The sequence below is a fragment of the Enterococcus sp. 4G2_DIV0659 genome (genome assembly GCF_002140715.2).
Classification (GTDB): domain Bacteria; phylum Bacillota; class Bacilli; order Lactobacillales; family Enterococcaceae; genus Enterococcus_L; species Enterococcus_L mansonii.
On record NZ_NGLE02000001.1, the window covers coordinates 2,296,198 to 2,319,764 of the forward strand.

Below are 23,567 nucleotides of genomic sequence, written 5' to 3' on the forward strand. Positions count from 1 at the left end.
CCCCTCTTTTCATAATACGTACTTGTTGCTTCTACTCCACTATAAATATTTTTGGAAATAATAACAAGGGCTTCAGAGAAAAATCAGCCTAAGGTAAAGAGAGACATCGGTCTTTAGACCTAGGGATTAAAAAGTGAAGGATTAAACATTATTTTAAGTTAAAAAAAAACGACAAAGAAAGAAAAATATTACAAAAAAAGTTGTGTGTTCTACGAAAATAAATTAAAAAATATTTCTATTTCCTTTGAAAAAAGGGTATAATATAATCTAAGATACAGTTTTTTAGAAAATTTGGAGGACATAATATGTATAAGCATAAAACATCGAGGAAAGAGCGGAGGAAAGCTGAACAGAACAAGCTGGCCAATGAACAGTTGCGAAAAGGAACCACAGTACTTAGCTCAGCAATTGTTGTTTCATCGATAGCAGCACCCATTGCAGCGCCCAAAATTGCTGAAGCCTCAGAAGACCAGACGCAAAGTGCTCAAATTAGTTTCTCAGATACAGAAGTACCTACACATACACAAGCCGAACCAAAACAAGCAACAACGGCTGACACTAACGATTCGATGACACAAGAGACTCAAACGACAACAGCAGAGTCAGAGACGACTTCTAGCGAGAATACGTCTGAAACACAAGGTTCATCAGAATTAAATACATCAGAAACAACACAAAGTACAGAAGTACCTGAAACAACTGAGACAACAACAGATTCTACTACTTCTGAAAAAGAAGAAGTAAAAACACCAGATCTTTCGATGCGTTCTGCACTAGATTCATTTTCAATGCGCTCTAGAAGTATCAGCCCCAGTGCTTTTATAGCGGAGATTGCCGAGCATGCGCGAACAGCGGCAGCTGAAAATGATTTATACGCTTCTGTAATGATCGCCCAAGCAATTTTAGAAAGTGACTGGGGAAGAAGCATGCTTGCTGCATCGCCAAACCATAATTTATTTGGGATTAAAGGAAGTTACCAAGGACAATCTGTTTATATGAAAACATGGGAAGTGATTAATGGACAGAATGTTATGGTAACAGCAGCATTTAGAAAATACCCTTCTCATTTAGAGTCTTTTTATGATAATGCCTATGTTTTAAAAAATACTTCTTTCCAAGCAGGTGTTTATTTTTATTCTGGTACATGGAAAAGCAATACCAATTCATACCGAGATGCAACGGCTTGGCTAACAGGTCGCTATGCAACTGATCCTAATTACGGTCCCAAGCTAAACAATATTATCGCAACATACGGATTGACACAATATGACACACCTTCATCTGGAGGTGGAAGTACCGGAGGAAACACTGGTGGAGGCAATACTGGTGGGAATACTGGAGCAAACACTGGTGGGGGAACAAACGCCCAAGATGTGATTCATACTGTAAAAGCAGGCGATAGCTTATGGGCATTGGCTTCTAAATACGGTACGTCTATTGCGAATATCAAAAGTTGGAACAACCTTTCAAGTGATATGATTTATGTAGGACAAAAACTGATTGTCGGTAAAGGTTCTGGAAATACCGGTGGAAACACTGGCGGAGGAACTGGAGGAAATACTGGCGGTTCAACAGGTAATACGGGTGGTTCTAATAATACAGGAACAACAGATTCTTATTATACAGTAAAAGCTGGAGATTCGTTATGGGCAATAGCGAATGCAAACGGTGTAAGCATTGCGAACTTACGTCAATGGAACAATTTAAGTGGAGACATTATTTACCCAGGTCAACGTTTAATTGTTAAAAAAGGCGGCGGTACGAGTTCTGGAAATACCGGTGGAAATACTGGCGGTTCAACAGGAAACACCGGAGGCTCTAACAATAATGGGGCAGCAAGCACATACTATACAGTAAAAGCAGGCGATTCTCTTTGGGCAATAGCGAATGCAAATGGTGTAAGTATTGCCAATTTACGTCAGTGGAATAATCTAAATGGAGATATTATTTATCCAGGCCAACGTTTGATTGTTAAAAAAGGTGGGAATGCAGGTTCTGGAAATGCAGGAAGCACTAATAATGGTTCAACGGGAAGCACAGGTGGTTCCAATAATTCTGGAGCGGCTACTGGATATTATACAGTAAAAGCAGGCGACTCTTTATGGGCGATAGCTAGCGCACATGGGACAAGTGTAGCGAATTTACGCCAGTGGAACAGTTTGAGTGGCGATATTATTTACCCAGGTCAACGATTGATTGTCAAAAAGGGACAAGGTGGTTCAACAGGATCAAATGCGTCTTCTAACAACCAAGGCAATAGCCAAACTAATGGCAGCCATAAAGTGAAAAGCGGCGATACATTGTGGGGGCTTGCTCAAAAATATGGAACAAGTATCCAACAAATCAAGCAATGGAATGGCTTATCTGGAGATATTATCTACGTAGGTCAATCATTGAAAGTAAAATAAAACGATTGATATTATCACCGAAATTTGGTAGTATGATATCACAACAGATAGAACAACAGTGAGAAGGAATAGTAGAAAGAACCATGTTTTAGAGAGCGTATGGATGGTGAAAATACGCACAGAAGCTTTCGAACTCGCCTTTGAGTTATTTTACTGAATAATGATTGAGAGTATGAACAAGATACATCTCGTTATTTAGTAAGTAAAATCGGTGACGACCGTTACAGCGTTGAGGCTTGTAGTTATACAAGCAAATTTAGGTGGTACCACGTTGCATGTCACACGTCCTATAGGAACGATTTCCTGTAGGACGTTTTTTAGTGCAGAGCAACAGTCAATGATAACAAAACTTAGTTAAACAGGAGGAGAATAGAGTGAGCTACGATCACAAGAAAATCGAAAAAAAATGGCAAAAATATTGGGCGAAGCATAACAGTTTTATTACTCGCGACGACTCTAGTAAAAAGAAATTTTATGCGCTAGATATGTTTCCCTATCCATCTGGACAAGGATTGCATGTTGGGCATCCAGAAGGGTATACAGCAACGGATATCTTGTCTCGAATGAAAAGAAGTCAAGGGTATAGCGTGTTACATCCAATGGGGTGGGATGCATTTGGTTTGCCCGCAGAACAATACGCTTTAGATACAGGAAATGATCCAGCTGAATTCACGAAAAAAAATATCGAAACATTTAAACGCCAAATCAACTCACTAGGTTTTAGCTATGATTGGAATCGAGAGATTAACACAACTGATCCAGAGTATTATAAATGGACACAATGGATTTTTACAAAATTATATGAACACGGATTAGCCTATGAAGCAGAAGTTGCCGTTAACTGGGTACCCGAGCTAGGAACTGTTATTTCAAATGAAGAAGTGATTGATGGTAAAAGTGAACGTGGCGGCTATGACGTTGTCAGAAAACCAATGCGCCAATGGATGTTGAAAATCACTGCATATGCAGATCGTTTATTGGATGATCTAGAGTTAGTCGATTGGCCAGAAAATATTAAAGATATGCAACGCAATTGGATTGGTCGTTCAGAAGGAGCGAATGTGACTTTTGAGGTAGCTGGAACACAAGAAACCTTTACCGTGTTCACTACTCGTCCAGACACGTTATTTGGAGCGACGTATACAGTTTTAGCACCAGAACTAGAATTAGTTAAAAAAATTACTACACCAGAACAAAAAGAAGCTGTAGAAGCCTATATTGATGCCGCTTCTAAAAAATCTGATTTAAATCGTACGGATTTAGCGAAAGAAAAAACAGGTGTCTTTACAGGTACGTATGCAATAAACCCTGTTAATGGAGCAGAAGTTCCGATTTGGATCGCCGATTATGTCTTAGCTTCTTATGGAACAGGGGCAATTATGGCAGTTCCCGCTCATGACGAGAGAGATTACGAATTTGCTAAAGCATTTAATATTGAAATTATTCCAGTCTTAGAAGGCGGAGATGTTGAAAAAGCTCCTTTCACAGGTGATGGATCGCACATCAATTCTGACTTTTTAAATGGATTGAACAAAGAAGAGGCAATTTCTAAAATAAATGTTTGGTTAGAAGAAAAAGGCGTAGGGAAAAAAGAAGTTAGTTACCGTCTTCGCGATTGGCTATTTTCACGTCAACGTTATTGGGGAGAACCAATCCCTGTGATTCACTGGGAAGATGGCACAACCACAACAGTTCCAGAAAAAGACTTGCCATTGACGCTACCTAAAACAGATGACATCAAGCCAAGTGGTACAGGAGAATCCCCACTTGCCAATATTACCGAATGGATCAATGTTGTTGACCCTGAAACAGGGAAAAAAGGGAAGCGGGAAACCAACACAATGCCGCAATGGGCGGGAAGCTCATGGTATCACCTGCGTTATATTGACCCTCATAACAAAAACGAACTTGCTAATTACGAAAAATTAGAGCGCTGGTTACCAGTGGATATTTATATTGGTGGAGCAGAACATGCAGTTTTACACTTGTTATACGCTCGATTCTGGCATAAATTCTTATATGATATCGGTGTTGTACCAACTAAAGAACCGTATCAAAAACTGTACAATCAAGGTATGATTTTAGGTCAAAGTTTCCGTGACAGTCGAGGGGTACTGGTTCCGACTAATCTTGTAGAAAAACGTGATGGCGCTTGGGTAAGTACTGAAACAGGCGAAGAACTAGAAGAAGCACCAGCGAAAATGAGTAAATCTCTGAAGAATGTTGTAAATCCAGATGATGTTATTGAAAAATATGGTGCAGATACACTAAGAATGTATGAAATGTTCATGGGACCTTTAGATGCTTCCATTGCTTGGAGTGAAAATGGTCTTGAAGGAAGTCGTAAATTCTTAGACCGTGTTTGGCGATTAATTGTAGATGAAAATGATAAAATGCGTGATCGAATTACGACAGTCAACGATGGACGCTTAACCAAAGTTTACAACCAAACAGTAAAAAAAGTCACTGAAGATATGGAAAATCTCCATTTTAATACAGCAATTTCTCAATTAATGGTATTTGTTAATGAAGCAAATAAAGTAGATGTGTTGCCTTACGAATATATTGAAGGTTTTGTTCAATTGTTAGCGCCGATTGCACCTCATATTGGAGAAGAACTGTGGGCGATCTTAGGAAATGAAGAAAGCTTGACGAATGTTCCTTGGCCAACATTTGATGAGTCTGCACTTGTTGAAGACGAAGTTGAAGTGGTTTTCCAAGTGAATGGAAAAGTTAGAGCCAAAGTTAAGGTTGCTCGTGGATTGAGCAAAGACGAATTAGAAGAAAAAGCTTTAGCAACAGAAGAAATTCAATCATTTATTGATGGAAAAACAGTAAGAAAAGTGATTGTTGTTCCAGAAAAATTAGTAAATATCGTAGCAAATTAGCAAATGAAAAAAGACAGCAGCGACATCAGGTGCATTGCTGTCTTTTTTGCTTTAGAAAGGAGTTATGAATGAAAACAATTAGCCATATGACGTTTATCGTTCATGATTTACAGAAAGCCACATTGTTTTTTGAAAAAATTTTTAATGCTAAAGAAGTTTATTCAAGCGGTTCGGATACTTTTTCACTAGCGAAAGAAAAATTTTTCGTGCTAGATGGTTTATGGATAGCAATCATGGAGGGGGAATCATTACCAACGAAAACCTATAATCATATTGCGTTTAAAATAGAAGAAGAAGCGTACGATGCATATGTGGAGAGAATTCAAGGTCTAGGATTAGAGATAAAAAAAGGACGTACACGTGCAAAAGGTGAAGCCAATTCGATCTATTTCTATGATTTTGATAATCACCTGTTTGAATTGCATACAGGTACGTTAGAAGAACGATTAGAGCATTACCAGAAAGAAAAGAAACAACCTGATTTTGCGTAATTTGAAGTATCATGTTACAATGAAAAAAACAGCAAAGGTGGTGAATAAGTACAATGGTCAACATGTCAAAAATAACGTTTAGCTTTTCATATGTGATGGCGTATCTCGCTTTTTGTCATGTTATAATTTCCAATTTTTTATTCCAAGGGACAAGTGTGTCTAAAAATGGATAATTAATTGAATAAAACAGACCATTCAGGCTTATTTACTTAAAAATAGTTAGTTATAAAATAACACATTTCTATACTACATGTCTTTTGATAGAACGATGATAGAGGACATAGGAAATGTTGTGCTAGTGTAAATAATGAAGGTTGGACAAGGATTCATGTTCAGCTTTTTTTGCGTACCTTAAAATTAAAGACAAGCTAGTAACTGAAAATGACAATACTCATTTATATAAATCTGCTTGGATGGCAGAAATGAGGAAAAGAATGATTTTACAATTAAAAAAAATATCAAAAAATTACGGAAGTATGCCACTTTTTGAAGAAGTAGATTTACAAATAAATAAAGGAGAGAAAATTGGATTGATTGGTACAAATGGTTCTGGAAAATCAACGCTCTTAAAAATGATTATGGGAATAGAAAGCGTTGATTCAGGAACGATTAGTTGTAAAAAGAACGGGCGTATTGGTTATCTGGCACAGATACCAAAAGCAACAGAACAATGTGTAAAAGAGTATTTATTAGAAACGTTTGTACAGACGAATGAAATTCAAAAACAACTAACGTACTTAGAAAAGAAAATGAGTGATCCAGAGTGTTTTTTAGAAAATGTGCTGCTTCGATATGGTCAAAAACAGGAAGAATTTTTGCAAGCTGGCGGTTATGAAGTAGAGAATAGATTAGAAATGATAACTAATGGTTTATCAATCAATCATTTACTATCGAAAAGTCTTTTAGACTTAAGTGGTGGTGAGCAGACGATTGTCGCATTAGCAAGAATTTTACTACAAGAAAATGACCTTTTATTATTGGATGAACCGACCAATCATTTGGATACTAAAAGAATCGCTTGGCTTGAAGGATATTTATCACACGAAAAAATGGCCTATTTAATCGTCTCCCATGATCGTCTATTTTTAGATCGTACAGTAGAAAAGATTGTAGAAGTAGAGGATGGCCATTTATTAGAATATAAAGGAAATTATTCTTCTTATAAAAAACAAAAAGAAGAGCAACTTGAGAAGTTGAGAAAAGATTTTACTGCGCAGCAAAAAGAAATTCAAAAAATAAAACTAGCCATCCGCCGTTTTAGGCAATGGGGACATGAAGGGGATAATGAAAAATTTTTCAAAAAAGCTAAGGAACTTGAAAAAAGATTAGAAAAAATCCAGAGAATCCCTAAACCTAAAGAGGAAACAAATAAACGAAGAGTAACATTCAAAGAAACTGATCGCTCAGGGAAAGAAGTACTTCAATTTGAAAAAGTGAGTAAAAGTTATGAGGGGCAACCTTTATTTGAACAAGCAAGTTTTTCTCTCTTTTGGAAAGACCACTCAGCGATTATAGGAGAGAATGGAGTAGGGAAAAGTACGTTGTTAAAGTTAGTTTTAGAACTAGAACAAATTGACAGCGGTGAAATTAAAAGAGGAACAAATTTACACATTGGTTATTTACCTCAAATCATTCAGTATGAGCACCCTAAACAAACTGTTTTACAAGAATTTAGCCAAGCTTGTTCTTTAATTGAGCAAGAAAGTAGACGTGTTTTGGCGAAGTATTCATTTTATAGAGAAGATGTGACGAAGCAAGTTCGTTTCTTAAGTGGTGGAGAAAAAATTCGTTTAGAATTAGCGAAATTAATGCATAAGAAAGTAAATTTTCTACTTCTAGATGAACCGACTAATCATTTGGATATTGAAACCAGGGAAGAGATTGAGGAAATGTTAACAGAGTTTAAAGGAACGCTGCTAGTTGTTTCTCATGACCGATTTTTTTTAGAAAAAATGTTTGATAGCTTTTTAATTGTTGAACAACATCACATTATGAAAAGAACAGGGAACTATTTAGAGATAGTTAAATAAAATGTAGAGTTCGGAGTAGAATTAACGTAGTTATTTCCGAAGGAGTTGATTTTGCTCCTACCGTTTATTTGATTTTCAGGTTGCTGGGTCAGAGATATAACTCTAAAAGCTATATCTCTGACCTTTGAAACCTGAATAATCGGCGAGAAAAAGCAGCTACTACGCTCTGTTTCGATCATATCAAATTTTAAGCGCTAAAGCACTAAGCGTTGAAGGTTTCGAAAAAAAAGCTGAAATGAATAAAAATTTGAAAAATAATTTTCGTGAATGCCTTCTTATTTTTCGGAGCTAGGCACTGTTGTCTCATTCTCAGTAACGCTATTTTTTGTTGAAAGAGAGGGATGATATAAGTAAGTAAATCATTTTCTTTGCCATAAAATTAAAAAAAAGCATAGGAAAAAGACTTGCCTTAAGAAAAACTTAATATTTTGGATGCACGCTGAAAATACTTTATTACGGTGGATTTTTTTATATAAAGAGTAAAAAAAATTACTTAGAACTATAAAATAAATATATAAATAATAAAAAACTAATGTTATTAAATTGAAATTGATCGGGAATTACAATACAATAAAATACAGAGATAGATAAATTGTTTTTTGCATTTGATAAAAAAGTAGGGGAGGCCTGTCATGAAAAAAAATATTCGTTTGCTTTTTCTCTGTGTGATCATCGTGATGATTTTTCCAAATGATTGGTCGTATGCCTTGGAAATAAAGCAATTGGAAGAAGATACTACGGAATCTATTAGTTCATCAGAACAAGAAACCATACTAGAATCAACAGAGACGACCGATGCTGAATTATCTGATTCATCAACAGCTACTAGCGAAGAACAAGAGAGCGAAGAAAGTGAAAAAACAACAGAAAATATTGATAAAATTGAATTGAATGAACAAGATAAAGTAGAAATAAATAATAAAAATATATTAAAAATAGATGATAGACAAGATGCAGAAGGTTTTTGGTTAGTGGACTCTGCAGAAACATTGATGGAGTATTTAAAAGATAACGAAAAGCTCAAATTTCGTTTAACAAATAATATAAATTTAGGTTCAGCAGGATATAAACTTAAAAACAATGTGATCATTGACGGTGGGGGTCATATTATTACATACAATAAAGCAGGCGTTGCAGCTAGCGGTTTTTATGTGAATGAAACAAATGCAGTTATTGAGATTCGCAATACACAATTTGGAAATAGTGATGGGTCTGGTGCAGATGGATTTTACGGTGTAGTGACGGGAATAACAGCTGCGAACATGACATTTATTTTCGATAACGTCGATTACTATTCAACAAATGGACAAATGATTTATAACATAGACGGATCCGTCATCATGAGAGGTCAAAATACGATCGATCAAAGAGGGACAAATACATATTCCCAAGAATGGGCAGAAATCAATTATGTTGAGATTCAAAGCGGTCAAACTTCAATTAAACATTCCGGAACAACCGATGCTTTTATCTGGTCGGCTGGTATTGCAGCAGGTAATCCCCATGCAAGAACATCACAAATCGTAGTAAGAGAAAATGCTAGATTAGATGTTCAGACGAATGGGAATGTGATGTATGGCACATTTGCGCCAAGTTATATTGTAGAAAAAAACGGTATTTTCAATTTGGACAAAGTGACGCTTGCTACAACTAGCACAAAAAATCGTTTTTTTGGTAATAATCTTACTCAACCTGTGAACTTTGATTTTCAAGAGCAGTCTCAAGTGAATTTTACATTGCCTTTGCCAATCAATTTAAACACAGCTAAAGGTGGTATGAATATTGGAGAGCACGCAGATGTTTCGATTGATGTTGCAAGCGGCACAGCATTTTCCACAGCAACCAGCAGTTCCTTTGCTGTTAATATGACTAAGTCGAAAAAAGTCTCATTTTCTAGTAACAGTCTTGGAACTTTGGGGTTAAATGGTGGAACTGGTGTGAAAAATTTAGCTTTTTCAAGCAACTATTTACAGAAAATAGAAACGTTTTCCAATAAAACAAATACTACGCCAACAAGAGAAATTTTTAAAGAAGCCTCGGAGTTAAGCGTTCAAGGAACCAACTTTACGAATGTGGTAGATTCGATAAATCCTTTTTCTGCTCAAGAGATCCAGGCGTTGAAAAATTCTCAAAAAATTGTGTTTAGTGAGTTTATTGATATTCCTGATCAGTTAACATTAATTGCTGCAGCAAATAATGACATGTCTGTTTCCCTCTATGGCTCATCGGTCAATAATGGAAGTTCTGCTTTGGAAGTGAAATTTTTCTTGTTTACTGATAAACAAGATATAAATGATTTAAGAAAAGCAAAACACATTGTTACATTAGATTCCTTTGAAGAGCAAGAAAATACAAGCCTTAATTCATATTACCATGTAACTGTGGATGGCTTGAATCCCAACACTAATTATTGGGCTCAAATGGTTGTCATCAATCAAGCAGGAGAGAGCGAATTTTCTGATGTATCACTCTTTGCTACAAAACCTCAGTTGGAAAAAATGAAAGCCAATGTCACAACAACTTCAGCAATCGTAAGCGGTGAGTTGGCAAGTGATACAGGGAAATGGACAGACTATACGAATGGCGAAGATTTGGGAATTCCTGATCAATCATCCTATTATGGCGGAATCTACCAACAAGTAAAGGTAGAGTATAGTAAAAATAAAGCCTTCCCAGCGAATGAAACAAAATCACAAATTGCTGATCTTTCAGGAGAGAAAAACCAATATTTTACAACGAAATTAACAGGACTTGAAGGTGACGTAACTTATTATGTTCGAGTGAAGGTTATGGGTGTTTCAGGAGGGGAAGTCACTTTAGCAATGACGCCATTAACAGAATTTCAAACGGTGACAGAAATTATCAAAGTAGAAGTGCCTATTGAAATGGCTTTCCAAACAAAGAACAAAGATATTGGTACTACAAAAGAAGGTGAAATCACTTCTACAGAGTATCAAGTGATTAACAAGGGAAATACACCGACAAAAATCTCAATTAACAATTTGACAAATGAGAATGTAGATGCGAGTCAGCTTTTATTATTAGATACACTTGCAGGAAAACAAAACCATGACGAACTAGCATTGCAGATGCTGGTAGATAACGATCAAGCGAATCCGTTGTTTTTAACAAATGACTTATCTAATAATCCTTTGTCGCTTGGTGTTTTGAAAGCAGACGAAAAAAAGCATCTAAGATTAAATGGAAAGTATTTTAATCCAAACGCAGCAGCAAAATTTCCAACCTATAAAATGACATTTAAAGTTGAAAGAAATGAAGAATGAGAGGGACTGAATGGAAAAAAACGATCAAGTAAATGAAGACAAGAAGAAAAAGAAACGTTTACTACTTTTATTATTATTACTAGTATTTGCAGCAGTTGCAGGCAGTTTGTATTATTATTATTCAACAAAAACAGAACCTGTTCAAGTTGTTTCAGGAGATTATTTGCCAGAGACAAAAGGTGCAAAAAAAATGAGTGATAAAGAAATCAAAGCTACCGAGCAAAAAGCTGTAGATCAAAGTAAATTCAATATGGTGATCAAATCAGAAGCGGTGTTTGAAACGGCTGATAGTGAAGGCAGTTTATATATTCAAAACCCAATCGAAAACGGCTATCCGATTAATGTGGTTATTCGTTTGGATAGTAATAATGAAGAAGTATATTCTTCTGGTGCGATTCAGCCAGGATATGAAATAAATGGAGCAATGTTGGAGAAAAAAATCGCTAAAGGCGATCATGCGGCAACAGCTACATTTGATATTTATGATTCGAAAACAAACAAAAAACGTGGACAAGTACAAGCGGGAATTACTATTCGAATCAACAATTGACATAGTTATTTAACAGGTTTTCTGTTAAAAATAAATCATTTCACACATAGAAGGGGACAAATATGAAAAAAACAAATTTTTTAATTGCTACGATGATGCTAGGATTAAGTATTTCAGGAGTTGCACAGAATGTATCTGCACAAACGATTGATGGAGAAAACAGTGCAGATGTGATTATCAATGGAACGATTGGTAAATTAGATAATACAGATCCAGATGCAACGATTCCAGAAGGATCAGATGAATGGATCAATGTAACTGTAGATACAGCTACAGCCTTCCATACAACAACTGCTAGCGCGCATAAAAACATTGAATCTGCTGATTACAGTATCGTGAATAATTCAGGACGCGGTGTTGCTGTAACGTTGAATAAAATGGATGGAACACCCAAATATGTTGATACACTAACAATCAAAGCAAAAGGAAATGGCTTAGTAGCTACTCCTGCTGCAACAAATTTAATAGAAAACAATGGGATCGTTGATTTGACAAGCTCACCTGTTTGGATGAGATTAGCAAATAAAGATGGTCGTTTGAATATTGATACAGATGCTGCTTCAGCGTATGCAAACGAAGCAAAATTCAATTATACGGGAAAAACTGTTGCAAGCTTGCCAGCGGATGTTAATGAAACAGCTGCAGCAGAAAATTATACATTGACATTAAAGTTCACATCAATTCAAAAAGACGGTACAACAATTGGTGTAACACCATAGTTTGATAAAAGGCTGTGATAAACAATGAAACGATTTAGTTGTTGGGTTGTCACATTGATTTTATTGGTAGGTTATACTAGTTTTTATCTGCAGACTTTTGATCAAGTTCAGGCCATTGAAATCGAAATACAAGGTCAAATTGGCGGAGAAAATTCGACTACACAATCTTTAAAAGAGTCAGAACAGAAAAATGATATAAAATTAGCTCAACCAAAACAAACACACATAGAACTTAATAAATTTCCAAATACCGGAAGTCTCATTGAAAAACTTTCCTTGTATGGAGGAGTGTTATTACTGATATATTTGATCCTTAACCGGTGGAAAGCACATAAGAAAAAATAGTTACTAGAAAGAGGAAGATGAGGCAAAAGTTTTTTCACTTTTACCTCACTTCTTTTTTTGCGGGTAAAGATGATTTCACATAGATATCTTCTTAAAAAGTATTGACAGCGTTTTCTTCGGGTGGTATATTTGGCATAGTTAATGGAATTGTTACTGATTTTTCAGGCATAACCATAATATAGCAAAGATGACAAAAGGCTTTTTGTCGTGCTTGCTATATTATGGTTTTTTGTTATGTTATTTAGTTTTATCAGCTAGCCGCTCGAAAGAAAGATAAAAAATAGTAGTAAAGAACTCATATTTCTTTTTTTATTTTTCATTCGAGGTTTATCGAGCTCATTATGCTTTTATATTTAGGAGGTGAATCGATGTTTGTAAAAAAGCGAATCAATAATAATGTTATTTTGGCTATTGATGGAGAGATGGAGGTGATTGTTGTTGGTAAAGGGTTGGGTTTTCAGGCGTACCCTAATGATTTAGTTGATTTAGAGTTCGTTCAACAAATCTACTTGCCTACAGAAAAAATGAGTGTGAAGCAGATGGCTGTTTTATTGAATGAGGCAAGTTTTGAAGAGATAGTACTAATAGAAAAAATAGTAAAGTTAGGCGAAGAAGAGTTAGGTAAAAAGATAAATCCAGTTATTCTGTTTAGTCTGTTAGATCATCTATTGTTTGCTTTTAAACGATACGAAGAAAAACTGAATATTCGTAGTCCAATCGAATGGGAAATCAAACAATTTTATCCAAAAGAAGTCGCCATCGGTCATAAAGCGATTGCATTGATTGAAGAAGTGAAAAAAATTCATTTAGAAGAGGCGGAAGCTGTGTTTATTGCTATGCATTTTGTGAATTATCAATTCGATCAGGAAGCAATGGAGACAACAATGGACTATTTGGAAGCTATGAGCGATATTACTCAATTAGTTCGTTACTATTTTCAAGTGGAATTAGACGAAAATTCAATCAATTACCAGCGTTTTGTGAATCATTTACGGTATTATTTGATGCGTATAAATGCTCAAGAGACAACAAAATCTTTAGATAATGAGGAAATTGTTTTGACGGTTAAAAAGAACTATCCAAAAGAATTTAAATGTAGTCTAAGAATTAGTCAGTATCTAGAAGAACGCTATAATAAAAAAGCTACATTTGATGAACAACTCTATGTAACGCTCCATTTAGCTCGGTTATTACATTCATAAATAAAAAGTTAGGCTATTAAATATAGAAAAGAGGGGAAATATGTACAACTTAGCAAAAGAAATTATTTTACTAGTCGGCGGAGATGAAAATATTAGCAGTTTAACGCATTGTGTCACAAGGTTACGGTTCAATCTGAAAAATGAATCAAAAGCTCAGACAAAAGCTCTAGAAGAGTTGGATGGAATAATGGGCGTTCAGCGACAAGGAGGGCAATATCAAGTAATCATTGGCGGGAAAGTTAGCAAAGTCTATGCAGAGATCATCAAAATGATTCCTCGTTTAGATAATAATAGTATGGAAGGGGTTGGCGGGGAGAAAGATTCCCTGATTAATCGTTTAATTAATGCATTATCTTCTATTTTAGTTCCCAGTTTAGCCCCCATCATTGGCGGTGGGATGCTAAAAGGATTCTTGTTTATGTTAACAAGTTTGGGTTGGGCTGATCCTGAGAGTGGTACAATGTTTGTCTTAAATATGACGGGCGATGGGATGTTTTATTTTTTCCCATTTTTACTAGCAGTAAGCAGTGCTCGTAGATTTAAAACGAATGAATACATGGCATTAAGTTTAGCAGGAGTGTTAATGTATCCCACGTTAATTAATGCAGCAATTGCTGGAGAATTAACAAATGTTCAATTTTTAAGCTTCTTACCTGTTCCAATTGTTAATTATAGTAGTTCGATATTACCGATTATTTTAGCGGTCTGGTTATTGAGCCATGTATATCGTTTTTTTGAGAAAGTAATGCCTAGTCTAGTTACTGTTATATTTACGCCATTACTGACATTGCTTCTTATGGTACCAATGATGTTAGTTGTTTTAGCACCGATTGGTTTTTATGTAGGTGAATATATTGCTCAAGGAATTGAAGCGTTAATCAATTTCTCACCATTATTATCAGGATTTGTTATTGGTGCCAGCCGTCCATTGTTAGTATTGATGGGAATGCATCATGCGATTCGTCCGATTACTCAGCAACAGATCGCAACTTACGGGTATTCTACAATGGGACCAATGAATTTTATGAGTACTATGGCTCAAGCGACGGCTGCATTCGCTGTATATTTTTTGATTTCAAATAAGAAGATGAAACAAGTTGCTTTATCTTCGACTGTTTCTGGTTATTTAGGCATTACAGAGCCCGCGTTATATGGTGTTTTAGTCAAATATAAAGCTGCTTTTGTTGGGGCTTCATTAGGCGGAGGCATTGGTGGAGCTGTGGGAGCAATCTTGGGAGCAAAATCAATGGCACCTGTGATGCCAAGTGTTCTTTCGATTCCAGTATTTTTGAATGATGGAGCTGCAGGCTTTGTGATTGGCTTGATCGTAACCGTGATGTCAACATTTATTCTTACTTTTTTACTAGCGAAAAGTGTTCTTTCAATTGATGATACAACTGAAAAAGCGGTTAGTTCGGAAAATGATTTAGTTAGCCATGATGATGATGTAGTAACGATAGGTGCACCTGTTTACGGTACCGTATATCCGATCGGTGATGTTTCGGATCAAACGTTTTCAAAGGAAATAGTGGGTAAAGGGATTGCGATCATGCCTATGGGAGATACGATTGTCTCTCCGGTTGAAGGAACTGTGACAATTGCATTTAAAACGAAGCATGCGATTGGTTTAAAATCAAAAGAGGGAGTAGAAATTTTGATTCATGTAGGATTGGATACGGTAAAGCTAGCTGGTCAGTATTTTGAACTGCTGTGTGAACAAGATCAACAAGTTCAAAAGGGAACGCCATTGATTAAATTTGACTGTGAAAAAATCAGCGAATTAGGGTACGATATAAGTGTAATCGTTATCATTACTAATTCTGATGACTACTTATCGGTTTTAGCGATCAATGATCAAAAAGAGGTAAAAAAAGGGGAAGGAATCATTACGATTATTCCTGAACAATCCTATGATAGAGATACGATTGATTTGCTTGCAGAATGAATTTTATTAGAATAGAAAAGTTTTTTTATAAATAAGGAGGAAATAAAATGAAAGTTATTATAGTAAAAGATTATGATGAATTAAGCAAAGTTTCGGCACAAATGTTGATTGGTGAAATGTTTCAACGTCATGAACGTGTGAATTTAGCGATAACAGCTGGGACAACACCGATCGGAATGTATGAAAAATTGATTCCAGAAGTAAAAGGGAAACAGTATTTTGATAACGTTCATTACTATAATTTTGATGAGATTCCTTATAAATCAGGCACTCGTGAAGGTGTGACAATTAGTGATTTAAGAGAAATGTATTTTACACCGACAGCCATTCCAGAAGAACGTATTCATATTTTAGATGAAACAAATTATAAAGAACAAGATAAACGAATTACTGAAGCAGGTGGTTTAGATGTGATTTTATTAGGCATTGGTGCGGATGGTCATTATTGTGGAAACTTACCTGGCACAACAAACTTTGATGATTTTACAACAAAAGTTCGTTGTGATGAAGTGATGAAAGAACGGATCGCTCCGCATTTTGAAGATCGTGCTGAAACACCCGATTTTTATGTTACAATGGGACCTAGGAGCGTGATGAGCGCAAGACACTTGATTCTTTTTGCTAGTGGAGAAAAGAAGGCGAAAGTAATGAAAGCGTTTGTTGAAGGCGCAATCACTGCGGAGATTCCTGCTTCTATTTTGAAAATGCATCCGCATTTAACTGTTATTATTGATGAAGCAGCCGCGAAATTATTAGACAAGGAGAAATGATAGATGAGTAACTCAGTATTCCCAGAAAATTTTTTATGGGGTGGGGCAACTGCCGCTAATCAATATGAAGGAGGCTATCTTTCAGGAGGCAAAGGATTAAGCACACTAGATGCAATCACAGGAGGCAGTCATACAGTTCCTAGAATGATTACGTATAAAACAAAAGATGGGAAAGTTGAAACTTGTGGTAGAGGAGATGCGTTACCAGAAGGGGCAGTTGGTTATGTTGATCCAGATAAGTATTACCCAAGTCACGTAGCAACAGATTTTTATCATCATTATAAAGAAGATATTGCTTTATTTGCTGAAATGGGCTTTAAGTGTTTCAGACTTTCGATCGCTTGGTCAAGAATTTGTCCAAAAGGAACAATGGAGATTAATGAAGAAGGTTTAGACTTTTATGACAAGGTATTTGATGAGCTTTTAAGTTACGGAATTGAACCTGTTGTGACGATTAATCATTTTGACATTCCAATGTACTTAGCGGATGAATTAGATGGTTGGTCGAATCGTAAAGTTATTGATTACTTCTTGTTCTTTTGTGAAACGCTATTTAAACGGTATAAAAACAAAGTAAAATACTGGATGACATTCAATGAAATAAATTTCTTGCGTAGTTGGACTCAAATCGGCATTCATCGCAATGATAAACAAGCTAAATATCAAGCTGTTCATCATTTATTTGTAGCTAGTGCTAAAGCAGTGAAATTAGGGCATGAGATCAATCCAGAATTTACTATTGGTATGATGGTCGCTTATATCCCAAGTTATCCTATGAGTTGTAAACCAGAAGATGTGATGGCGGCAGTTCAATTTAATCGTGAGCAAGAATTTTATATGGATGTTCAAGTTAAAGGCTATTATCCAGCCCATAAACTAAAAGAATATGAGCGCGAAAATATCTTTATCGAAAAAGAAGCAGGAGATGATGAGATTCTTAAAGAAGGAACTGTTGATTATATTGGTTTTAGCTACTATATGTCGACCGTTTCGGCCTCTAATCCAGATGAAGTCAAATATGTTGGAGGCAATCAAATGCCTGCAGTGAAAAATCCTTATTTAGAAGAATCAGACTGGGGCTGGGCGGTTGATCCATTAGGTTTAAGAATTTCTTTATGCAAGCTATATGATCGCTATAATATTCCCTTATTTGTTGTGGAAAATGGTTTTGGCGCAGTGGATAAGGTTGAAGCAGATGGATCGATTCAAGATGATTATCGGATTGATTACTTCAGTAAGCATATTGCTGCGATGAAAGATGCAATTGAGTTAGACGGCGTAGAGCTTATTGGATACACACCGTGGGGCTGTATTGATTTGGTTAGTGCTGGAACTGGTGAAATGAAAAAACGGTACGGATTTATCTATGTTGATATGGATGATGAAGGAAATGGCACGTTGGAACGTTCCAGAAAGCAGTCTTTTTATTGGTATAAAAATATAATTGCAGCAAACGGTATGGAACAAAAGTAAAAAGAGTGAGCAACTGACATTCATTTGTGATAATTTGTATCTAAAGTTGTTTATTAAAAGTTGATTTTAGAAGAAAGGATACTTAATTTTCATCTAATCTATATAAAAAACTGTTGTTGGAAATGCCGATAGTGTATACTGCTAGTGAGGCACACAAAAGCTTCAGGAGGAATAGAGAGTAGATGAAAAGAGTATCGATCAAGGAATTAAAAGAATTAATCGAGTTAACTGTTAATGAGCCAGTTTCGATCATTGATGTGAGAGAAGTGGAAGAGTTTGCACAAGGGCATATTGTAACGGCCAAAAATTATCCATTATCTACATTAACGGAAACGATGTCAGAGATAGATCGAGAGAAGCCCCATTATGTGATCTGTCAACATGGTGTTCGTTCTGAACATGCCTGTTCTTTTCTTGAGAATTATGGGTATAATGTTGTTTCAGTTTCAGAAGGAATGTCCGTTTGGGATGGGGAAGAAAAAAAGAATAGATAAAAAAGTAGGGTGCTAGTAAAAGATGAAGAAATTACGTTTATTTCTTCAAGATACCCATGTTTATAGTGTGTCACAAAACTGTTTTTTCGTTTTGTGGCACACTTTTTTTAAAAACTTATTTTTAGTAAGCATATCTGTTGAGTATTCACTTACTTTTTGTTAGTATTTAGATATAGATAAGACATAAACAACTATTGGAGGAAAAAAACATGACAACAAAATTATTAATTGCTTATTACAGTTCAACTGGTACAGGGACACAAATGGCAAAATGGGCAAAAGAAGCGGCAGAAGCAAATGGAGCAGAGGTTCGTTTAAGAAAAGTACACGAATTAGCGCCAAATGTGGCGATCGATTCTAATCCTGCTTGGCGTAAAAATGTGGAAGAAACAGCTGATATTCCAGAAGTTACAAGTGATGATTTACTTTGGGCAGATGCATATATCTTCTCTTCTCCATCACGTTTTGGTGTGATGGCTAGTCAATTAAAACAATTTTTTGACTTGCAAGGTGGTCTTTGGGCTCAAGGTAAATTAGCCAATAAATTTGTTACAGCGTTCTCTTCCGCTCAAAATCCTAATGGAGGACAAGAGCAAGTAATCCAAGGTATTTACACAGTAATGCAACACTGGGGTGCAATCATCGTACCAGCAGGATATGTAAACCCATCAACTTTTGCTGCTGGCGGTAATCCTTATGGAACAAGTGCATCTATTGACGGAGAAGGAAATATGTTGAAAGCTGAAGAAGTTAAAGCAGCGATTCAAGATCAAACGAAACGCTTGGTAGATGTGACAAGTAAATATTTAAATTAAGGATATTGCTTGTAAAAGCGATGAACTAAGAGAGAGAAACGGCTATTCACAAAAATTGTTTTTCAAGTTTTTGTGAATAGCCGTTTATTTGTTAGTTATGTGTATCTTTATTTCGTCACATCTTCTCCAAACCATTTTTTAGAGATTTCGGCGAGTTTGCCCGATTTTTTTAGTTGTTTAAATGCAGAATTAATTTTTTCTGCCAATTCAGCATCTGTTTTTCTCAAGCCAACCGCAAAAGCTTCACTCTCAAAGTCACCGCTAACGATTGAATAGTCGGCTAAATTATCTTCATGAGATAGGTAATAATTAGCATATACACGGTCAATTAATAATCCGTCGATTCGTCCTGATTTCAAATCCATAAATGCCTCATTAAACCCATCATATAAAATAGCTTTTTGATCTTTGACGTGATTTTTTAAAATTTCGGGTTGTTCTTCAAAGCTAGTATAGCCGGAAGAACCATTTTGAGCACCTAAAATTTTGCCATTCATATCAGCAAAATTACTGATTTTATTTTTTTTCAAAGAGACAATCACTTGTTCATTTTTCATGTATTCATCACTGAATAAGACTTTTTCTTCACGTTCAGAGCTTTTAGAGTAACCGTTCCAAATTAAATCAATCGTTTGGTTTTGTAACTCATTTTCTTTCATTGACCAATCAATCGGTTGAAAATCCACTTGGATATCATATAAAGAAAAAACAGCTCGAGCCAAATCAACATCAAATCCAATGATCTCACCTGCTTTGTTTTGAAAGCCCATCGGTACAAATGAGTCATCAAGACCGACAATCACTCGTTTTTCAGAAGCGATACGAGACCATTGATCTGTATCACTTTTTTTTCTGCCGCAACCTGCGATTGAAAGGAAAATAAATAGAGTGGTAAACGTTAGTATTAGGTAGTTTTTTTTCTTCATAAAGGAATCCTTTCTACTGAACAGGTGTTACTTTCAGTATGTTATCAGCAATATTTTCAGCAAAATTCATGTCATGGGTGACAACGATTTGTGTCATCCCTTGCGCCTTGAGTGTTAAAATGACTTCTTCAACTTGTTGACGAAGTTCAGGATCAAGGGCACTCGTAGGTTCATCGTACCCTAAAATTTTGGGTTTCATTGCAAGAGCTCTAGCTAGAGCCACTCGTTGTTTTTGACCACCAGATAATTGGTAGGGATACAGATATTCCTTACCGCCAAGACCAAATTTCGTCAGCAAATCAATCGCTTCTGCTTCACTTTCTGTTTTAGTTTGTTTCAAGGCAAGAATCGGTGCTAATGTTACATTGTCTAATACAGATAAATGAGGAAATAATTGAAAATCCTGAAAAACAATTCCGACCACTTGATCGGCATTGTCCATTTCAACAGGATTGAAAGAGACACCATCCATCGTTAATTCACCAGAATCAATTGTTTCTAAACCAGCCAAACAACGTAATAAAGTCGTTTTCCCACCACCAGAAGGTCCAACGATTGTTAAAATTTCCCCATCTTTTATCTCTAAATTCAATTGATCAATAATTCGTCGACCATCAAAACTTTTCATTAACTCTTTAATAACTAACATGACTATTCCTCCTAAATTTAAAAGCGTAGCGAGCTCATTCTGGCACGATAGAAAAATAGGAAAATATGGGAGAGGGGTTTCATGCCTCGTACATATTTTATCTTTTTTCCGAGAGCCAAGCTCGTGAAGCTAGATAATAGAAAAGCGTAGCGAGCTCATTCTGGCACGATAGAAAAATAGGAAAATATGGGAGAGGAGTTTCATGCCTCGTACATATTTTATCTTTTTTCCGAGAGCCAAGCTCGTGAAGCTATGTAACGTAATAGCTAAACGGGTTTGTTCAGCTTCATTAGGTGTATAACAGATTCTATTTGTAATATTGATAGTGTTTTTCTAATTTCTTTGAAGCTAAAGTTAAAATGGCTGTTAGTAGTAGATAGATTATTCCAACTAAAACGAGCGGAAGTAAACTAACATCTCGGCTCATGGCGATTTTTCCTGCACGTAATAAATCACCGAGGCCAAGCACGTAGATCAATGAAGTGTCTTTGACTAAGTTGATTACTTCATTTCCGATTGAAGGTAAAACGATTTTAACCACTTGGGGTAAAATGATTCTTGTGACAGTTTGAAATTTAGTCAGGCGTAATACTTTGGCTGCTTCATATTGACCTTCCGGAATTGACTGAATCCCGCCGCGAAAGATTTCGGCAAAATAAGCAGCATAGTTCAAAATAAAGGCAAATAATGCTGCGTCGTAACGCTCAAAAACAATTCCAACCAATGGCAATCCATAAAAGACAAAGATAAGTTGCAATAATAATGGGGTTCCTCGCATAAGCCAAATATAGATGTTGATTAAAAAAGTTAATGGTTTGAACTGTGTTTGTAAAGCAAAAGCAACTAAGATCCCCAAAGGAATCGAGCCTAGTAGGGTAAAAATAAAAACTTTGAATGTCATGATAGCCCCGTCTAATAATGCGGGTAAAATTTCTAAAATATAGTCCATATTGTTTCCTCCAATTTGTTTTTGATGTAGCTATTTTACTTTTTAAACAGATTTAATTGTTTAAAAGAAAAAAGCCCTCTTGGCGTATTGCCAAGAGGACGAAAAAATCGTGGTTCCACCTCAATTTGTTAGTGCCTCACAGCACTAACCTCATAAAATCCTTACTATGCTAAAGATTTTTTCTGATAACGGAGAATACCGCATCTTCTTACTGCATTCAGAAGATGACGAAAACAGATGTGTTCATCACAGGTTTCCAGCTTTTTCTCTCAGCGAATAAAAAAGTCTCTGTCAGGAAATGAACTGTAATTACTTGTTCTGTTTATGTGTTTTTTCTTTATTTTATTGACTAAACAGTACGTATGGATAAGCAGAGAAATAATGAGCAATAAAAAAGTCCTTTGGCTATTAGCCAAAGGACGTAAAATCGTGGTTCCACCTTTATTTATTATCATTTCACAATGATAACCTCAAGAAGTCATAGACTCCTAATGCTGTAACGGGCACTCCCGAACTTTCCTACATGTAAATTCAAAAAGTCAACTCCCAGATGTGGTTCGCTTTATCTTTATGTCTTTTTTCACCAACCAAAGACTCTCTTAAATAAAAGAATAAAGGTACTCTTCTGTTCTTTGTTTTTTTATTAGCATAACTTTACCATCAGAATTTTCTTCTGTCAATAGAATGGGATTAGAAAATTTAAAATAAAAAAAGATTTTAAGCATAAAAGTTACAGAATAGAGAAATTTAGGTTAAACTGGAACTAGTAGTTTCCTATCAAAAAGTAAGTGGATAGTGATAGCCAAAAACTATCGCACCAACTTTATTTGTACTACCTTTTCACATTTAAATCTGATAAACTAAGTACAATTATTATCAGAAAAAGGAGTGATAGGTATGAAGCGACCAATTATTGGGATTGCAGCGAATGAGATTGCTGATGCAGGTCAACGATTGTATCATTTACCAATCAGTTATACGCCTGCTGGCTATGTCAAAGCTGTTCAAAAGGCTGGTGGCTTGCCAATGCTATTACCAATTGGCATACCTATTACTGCGAAAGAATATGTGAAACAAATCGATAAATTGATTTTAGCCGGTGGACAAAATGTTGCACCTGATTTGTACGGTGAAGAACCTTTAGTTAAAGAAGCTGCTTTAGCAAACGAGCGTGATCAGTTTGAATTGGCGTTGATTTACGAGGCTTTTTTACAGGAAAAGCCAATTTTCGCCGTATGCAGAGGCATGCAGCTAGCAAATGTTGCTTTAGGTGGTAGCTTGTATCAGGAAATTAGTCATCTGGGTGGTAAGAAAGTTTCTCATATGCAAGTGCCAATTTCTAGAGAGATTCCTACCCATAGAATTCAAACAAAAGATGGCAGTATATTACGTGGTATTTATGGGGAAGAAGCAAGTGTCAATTCTTTTCATTTTCAAGCGGTCAAAAAATTAGCACCTTATTTGAGCGCAACGGCATTCAGTGAAGACGGCATTATTGAAGGGATCGAAAGTAACCAAGAAAAGCTGACTTTTCTTGGTGTGCAGTGGCATCCTGATTTTGCTTATACTCATTTAAAGCAGGAGATGGATATTTTTCGTTATGTTGTAAAAGAATTATAAAGAGGAGGA

Annotated in this window: 18 protein-coding genes and 3 other annotated features; of the genes, 15 read left to right on the forward strand and 3 right to left on the reverse strand. The window is 35.9% G+C overall.

The window, feature by feature from the left end:
• Positions 1-305: 305 nt before the first annotated feature.
• From A5880_RS10685 to wrbA, 14 genes are all read left to right on the forward strand, one after another.
• Complete coding sequence (locus A5880_RS10685; RefSeq protein ID WP_086329025.1) at positions 306-2,408, forward strand: LysM peptidoglycan-binding domain-containing protein; 2,103 nt, start codon at positions 306-308, stop codon at positions 2,406-2,408.
• A 49-nt stretch (positions 2,409-2,457) separates the two neighbouring features.
• Positions 2,458-2,701 (forward strand) — a binding site (T-box leader).
• Between the two features lie 81 nt (positions 2,702-2,782).
• Positions 2,783-5,296 (forward strand): leucine--tRNA ligase, encoded by a 2,514-nt coding sequence (leuS, locus tag A5880_RS10690; RefSeq protein ID WP_086329026.1) that lies wholly within the window; start codon positions 2,783-2,785, stop codon positions 5,294-5,296.
• A gap of 68 nt (positions 5,297-5,364) precedes the next feature.
• On the forward strand, positions 5,365-5,787 hold the full coding sequence (gene fosX, locus A5880_RS10695) for a FosX/FosE/FosI family fosfomycin resistance hydrolase (RefSeq protein ID WP_086329027.1): 423 nt from the start codon (positions 5,365-5,367) through the stop codon (positions 5,785-5,787).
• Between the two features lie 422 nt (positions 5,788-6,209).
• Positions 6,210-7,817, forward strand: a complete 1,608-nt coding sequence (gene abc-f, locus A5880_RS10700) for a ribosomal protection-like ABC-F family protein (RefSeq protein ID WP_256924763.1) — start codon at positions 6,210-6,212, stop codon at positions 7,815-7,817.
• Positions 7,818-8,449: 632 nt separating this feature from the next.
• Complete coding sequence (locus A5880_RS10705; protein ID WP_086329029.1) at positions 8,450-11,101, forward strand: fibronectin type III domain-containing protein; 2,652 nt, start codon at positions 8,450-8,452, stop codon at positions 11,099-11,101.
• A gap of 10 nt (positions 11,102-11,111) precedes the next feature.
• On the forward strand, positions 11,112-11,651 hold the full coding sequence (locus A5880_RS10710) for a hypothetical protein (protein WP_086329030.1): 540 nt from the start codon (positions 11,112-11,114) through the stop codon (positions 11,649-11,651).
• A gap of 62 nt (positions 11,652-11,713) precedes the next feature.
• Positions 11,714-12,370 (forward strand): hypothetical protein, encoded by a 657-nt coding sequence (locus A5880_RS10715; RefSeq protein WP_086329031.1) that lies wholly within the window; start codon positions 11,714-11,716, stop codon positions 12,368-12,370.
• A gap of 24 nt (positions 12,371-12,394) precedes the next feature.
• Complete coding sequence (locus A5880_RS10720) at positions 12,395-12,715, forward strand: hypothetical protein (protein WP_086329032.1); 321 nt, start codon at positions 12,395-12,397, stop codon at positions 12,713-12,715.
• A gap of 368 nt (positions 12,716-13,083) precedes the next feature.
• Positions 13,084-13,917, forward strand: a complete 834-nt coding sequence (locus A5880_RS10725) for a PRD domain-containing protein (protein ID WP_179190320.1) — start codon at positions 13,084-13,086, stop codon at positions 13,915-13,917.
• A gap of 40 nt (positions 13,918-13,957) precedes the next feature.
• Positions 13,958-15,862 (forward strand): beta-glucoside-specific PTS transporter subunit IIABC, encoded by a 1,905-nt coding sequence (locus A5880_RS10730; protein ID WP_086329034.1) that lies wholly within the window; start codon positions 13,958-13,960, stop codon positions 15,860-15,862.
• Between the two features lie 47 nt (positions 15,863-15,909).
• On the forward strand, positions 15,910-16,632 hold the full coding sequence (locus A5880_RS10735; RefSeq protein ID WP_086329035.1) for a glucosamine-6-phosphate deaminase: 723 nt from the start codon (positions 15,910-15,912) through the stop codon (positions 16,630-16,632).
• A 3-nt stretch (positions 16,633-16,635) separates the two neighbouring features.
• On the forward strand, positions 16,636-18,105 hold the full coding sequence (locus A5880_RS10740; protein ID WP_086329036.1) for a glycoside hydrolase family 1 protein: 1,470 nt from the start codon (positions 16,636-16,638) through the stop codon (positions 18,103-18,105).
• A 182-nt stretch (positions 18,106-18,287) separates the two neighbouring features.
• Positions 18,288-18,599, forward strand: a complete 312-nt coding sequence (locus A5880_RS10745) for a rhodanese-like domain-containing protein (protein WP_086329037.1) — start codon at positions 18,288-18,290, stop codon at positions 18,597-18,599.
• Between the two features lie 209 nt (positions 18,600-18,808).
• Entirely contained in the window at positions 18,809-19,414 is a 606-nt protein-coding gene (wrbA, locus tag A5880_RS10750) for an NAD(P)H:quinone oxidoreductase type IV (protein ID WP_086329038.1), read from the forward strand.
• A gap of 107 nt (positions 19,415-19,521) precedes the next feature.
• On the opposite strand, the gene A5880_RS10755 is transcribed toward wrbA, so the two are convergent.
• From A5880_RS10755 to A5880_RS10765, 3 genes are all read right to left on the reverse strand, one after another.
• Positions 19,522-20,340: an amino acid ABC transporter substrate-binding protein gene (locus tag A5880_RS10755; RefSeq protein ID WP_086329039.1), complete on the reverse strand. Its 819-nt coding sequence runs from the start codon at positions 20,338-20,340 to the stop codon at positions 19,522-19,524.
• A gap of 13 nt (positions 20,341-20,353) precedes the next feature.
• Positions 20,354-20,989: an amino acid ABC transporter ATP-binding protein gene (locus A5880_RS10760; protein WP_086329040.1), complete on the reverse strand. Its 636-nt coding sequence runs from the start codon at positions 20,987-20,989 to the stop codon at positions 20,354-20,356.
• Between the two features lie 307 nt (positions 20,990-21,296).
• Positions 21,297-21,938: an amino acid ABC transporter permease gene (locus A5880_RS10765; protein WP_086329041.1), complete on the reverse strand. Its 642-nt coding sequence runs from the start codon at positions 21,936-21,938 to the stop codon at positions 21,297-21,299.
• A gap of 91 nt (positions 21,939-22,029) precedes the next feature.
• Positions 22,030-22,273, reverse strand: a binding site (T-box leader).
• 77 nt (positions 22,274-22,350) lie between these two features.
• Positions 22,351-22,580, reverse strand: a binding site (T-box leader).
• A 255-nt stretch (positions 22,581-22,835) separates the two neighbouring features.
• Between A5880_RS10765 and A5880_RS10770 the strand changes: the two genes are divergently transcribed.
• Positions 22,836-23,558 carry a gamma-glutamyl-gamma-aminobutyrate hydrolase family protein gene (locus tag A5880_RS10770; protein WP_086329042.1) on the forward strand — a complete coding sequence of 241 codons (723 nt, stop codon included), beginning with the start codon at positions 22,836-22,838 and terminating at the stop codon, positions 23,556-23,558.
• The last annotated feature ends 9 nt before the right edge of the window (positions 23,559-23,567 follow it).